The following is a 3,335-nucleotide window of genomic DNA, read 5'->3' as shown; positions in this document are numbered from 1 at the left end:
TATCAACGGCGGCGAGCATTCAGTCCAAAATGGGCGGTGAGGAAGCCGTCCGCCACGGCTTTCGGCAATAGACCCGTCTCGTCGTTCCCTTTTTCCACCCACTCAAGATTCTTTTAATTCAATCCTTTTTGTTCCTTTACTTCGATCGCTACTTCCCTTTGCGAGCACGGCGGGGTCTTTCATGGTTTTTTGGAGGACGCCATGAGAGAACGGATTCGCTGTGCGCACTGCTCGTATCTCTTTTCTCCCAATCCACGGGTGAAGCACCAGCGATATTGCAGCAAGACCGAGTGCCAACGTGCCAGGAAAAGACTCTGGCAGAAAGAAAAGCTTGCCCGTGACCCCGACTACAAACTGGACCACCATGATTCCAATGCGCAGTGGCGCAGTCTCCATCCCGAGTACTGGAAGCTCTATCGCTTGACTCACCCCGACTACACCTCTCGAAACCGTGAACTGCAAAGGGGACGCGACAGGGTCCGTCTTGCAAAGATGGACGTGTTGGAGCCTCAACCCATTGTTTTAAAAGGAGCTTATTACCTGATGCCCGAGACAGCCGACCTTGCAAAGATGGACGCGTCGGCACTGAAAGTCCATTTGATTCCAATCACCTAGCTCACAAATCCCCCCTCTTGCAAAGTAGGACGCGATAGGCACGCGACCGCCCCCGGTGTTAGGCTTGCCCGGAAAGGAGAACGCTATGATCAAAAAGATTCTGGCTCCCGAGCGTGTGAGGGCTATCAAGGCTGATTTTGCCTCCATCGAGCACCGGTTCCTCCGGGATGGCTTTCTGGCCTCCCTCACCCATTTCGAGCTGCTGGTCTATTTCTTCCTGGTTCTGGTAGCCGATCGGCATGGACTTTCCTTCTATGGCTTCGAGACCCTGTGCTCCATCCTTGGAATCGAAGTCGATGACTACATCGAGGCGAGAAACGGACTCATCGAGAAAGATCTCATTGCCTTCGACGGGCGTCTTTTTCAGGTCCTCTCTCTTCCCGACTGTCCGCAACCCCCTGTGCTCCTCAAGACTCGCCAGGAGATGGAGCGATCCGATCCGGCAACCATCCGCCAGATCTTTCGCCAAACTTTCGGAGAAAAGCCATGATCGATGAGCGCACCATCTTTGAGATCCACAGGCTCCACAATGAAGGTCTCTCGATCCGGAAAATTGCCCGCAAGCTTTCTTTGAGCCGCGACAGCGTGGCCAAGTATCTGGACAATCCGGTTCGCAACACCATCCGCTTTGAGCGGCCAAGCAAGCTCGATCCCTTCAAGGACGAAATCGGGCGTCTTCTCGAGATCTCTCCTGAAGCGAGCTCCGAGGTGATTCGCCAAAGACTCGTCCCGCTCGGATTCGATGGGGGCAGCACCATCTTAAAAGACTACCTTCGCACCCTCCGAGCCTCCAAAAGGAGGGCCTTCATTCGCTTCGAGTCGGCTGCGGGCGAGCAGATGCAGGTCGATTGGGGCCATTTTGGCTCTCTCACCTACGGCAACACGTCCCGAAAGCTCTCCTGCCTGGCCATGATCGAGTCCCATAGCCGCATGCTCTATCTCGAGTTTACGCACTCCCAGAGACAGGAAGCCCTGCACCGGGCTCTGCTCAACGGATTCCTTTTCTTTAACGGAGCCCCGAGAACGCTCGTTGTCGATAACATGATCACGGCCGTGATCGAGCGCGACGGGCCTCTCATCCGGTTCAACGAGGCTTTCCTCTCCTTCCTGCGCCCCTTCAAGACGGTTCCCCGGGCTTGTAACGTGAGATCTCCCCATGAGAAGGGAAAAGTGGAAAAAGGCGCCATCCACTACATTCGGTACAACTTCTGGCCCCTTCGCTTCTTTAAAGATCTTGCAGACGTCCAGTCCCAGGCCAACCAGTGGCGGGATCAGATCGCCAATGTGAGGCGCCACAATACCACCGCAGAAAAGCCCATCGAAAGGTTCCGGCCCGAGACCCTGCTGCCCCTGCCTCCAAATCTTCCCGACTGTCGTGACCTGGAGGTGGCCACCGTCCACACGGATTTTTGTATCCACTTTGACGCCAACACCTACACGGTTCCTCCCCACCTGATTGGAAAAGAGGTCACGGTGAAAGCCGATCACCAAACCGTCACCATCTACTTCAAAGACGAGGTGGTGGCCAACCATGCAAGGTCCTGGCTCAGGCGCCACCGGGCAGAACTGCCCTCACACTGCGAAGCGGCACAAAGGCATCCGGGAGGATACTCCGATGAGGCGGCAGCGCTCATGGGCCTGGGAGAGCCCGTCAAAGCCTATCTCGAGCGGTTTGCAGCCACGGATCTGCCTTTAAAAAAGAACCTTCAAAGACTCCTTGCCCTCAAAGACGATTACGGCTCTGCGGCTTTGTGCGATGCCATCACACAGGCCGCAGCCCACAATGCGATCGGGGCAGACTACATCGAAAACATCCTCTACCAGCAGATGGCGCCTCGAAGAATCCATCCTCCCGTGCACCTTAGAGACGAGGCCCTCAACCGCATCCGGCTCGATGAGCCCTCCCTTGCCGAATACGACGCTTTCATCCTAAAGAGGAAGAAAATCCCATGACCGATCTCAATGATCTGAAAACAAAGCTCACCAGGCTGCAGCTCAAAGCCATGGCCTCCTCCCTGGACTCTGTCCTGGCCGATGCGCAAGCCAAGAACACAAGCATCCTCCATACGATCAGCCAGCTTGCCGATCTCGAGCTCGAGCGGCGCCGGCAAAGTGCGATCAAGCTTCGCTGGGATCAATCCAAGCTTCCGGATAAGCCCACCATCGATCAGTTTGACTTCGAGCATCACAAATCGAGAAAGGATCACAAAAACCAGATCCTCCATCTCCTGGACCTGGAGTTTATCAAAGAGCGCATGGATGTTGTTTTGATCGGAAACCCTGGAACGGGAAAGACTTTCCTGGCCAACTGCATCGGCGGAGCTGCCTGCAATGCCAACGTGAAGGTGCTTTTCACCACTGCCATGGACATGATCAACCACCTTATAGCCGCCGAGGCGGATCATTCGCTTCTCAAAAAGCTCCAGTATTATCAATCCGCGGATCTTCTGTGCGTAGATGAGATCGGTTACCTCTCGCTTGGGCAACAGGGCTCACACCTTTTCTTTCAGGTCATCAGTGCAAGGCATCAGAAAAAGTCAACTCTGTTGACAACGAACTTGCCGTTCGCTGACTGGGGGAAGGTCTTCGACTCCACCACTGTGGCCACCGCGATAGCCGATCGTCTCGTTTTTCGCTCGGAAATCCTCATCCTCGGGGGAAGTAGCTATAGAAGAAAAGTGAAGTAATCAAAAAAGAAGCTGTAAGCCATTGAGGGCTCT

At 54.8% G+C, this 3,335-nt stretch carries 4 protein-coding genes; all 4 read left to right on the top strand.

What is annotated here, in order from left to right; all coding sequences use genetic code 11:
* Window positions 1-201 precede the first annotated feature (201 nt).
* The 4 genes from MWC30_RS21410 to istB all read left to right on the top strand — a co-directional run bounded on the left by MWC30_RS21410 (window position 202) and on the right by istB (window position 3,302).
* Window positions 202-615 (top strand): hypothetical protein, encoded by a 414-nt coding sequence (locus MWC30_RS21410; protein WP_244086236.1) that lies wholly within the window; start codon window positions 202-204, stop codon window positions 613-615.
* An 85-nt stretch (window positions 616-700) separates the two neighbouring features.
* Window positions 701-1,105, top strand: a complete 405-nt coding sequence (locus MWC30_RS21405; protein WP_244086235.1) for a helix-turn-helix domain-containing protein — start codon at window positions 701-703, stop codon at window positions 1,103-1,105.
* Window positions 1,102-2,568 (top strand): IS21 family transposase, encoded by a 1,467-nt coding sequence (gene istA / locus MWC30_RS21400; protein ID WP_244086234.1) that lies wholly within the window; start codon window positions 1,102-1,104, stop codon window positions 2,566-2,568. Before MWC30_RS21405 ends, istA begins: the two co-directional genes overlap by 4 nt.
* Window positions 2,565-3,302, top strand: a complete 738-nt coding sequence (gene istB, locus MWC30_RS21395; protein ID WP_244086233.1) for an IS21-like element helper ATPase IstB — start codon at window positions 2,565-2,567, stop codon at window positions 3,300-3,302. The genes istA and istB overlap by 4 nt, the downstream gene beginning before the upstream one ends.
* Window positions 3,303-3,335 lie beyond the last annotated feature (33 nt).

The sequence above is a fragment of the Desulforhabdus sp. TSK genome (assembly GCF_022836495.1).
In the GTDB taxonomy this organism is placed as follows: Bacteria; Desulfobacterota; Syntrophobacteria; order Syntrophobacterales; family Syntrophobacteraceae; genus Desulforhabdus.
The sequence above is the reverse complement of the archived record's forward strand: the minus strand, read 5'-3'. Positions and strand labels throughout refer to the sequence as shown.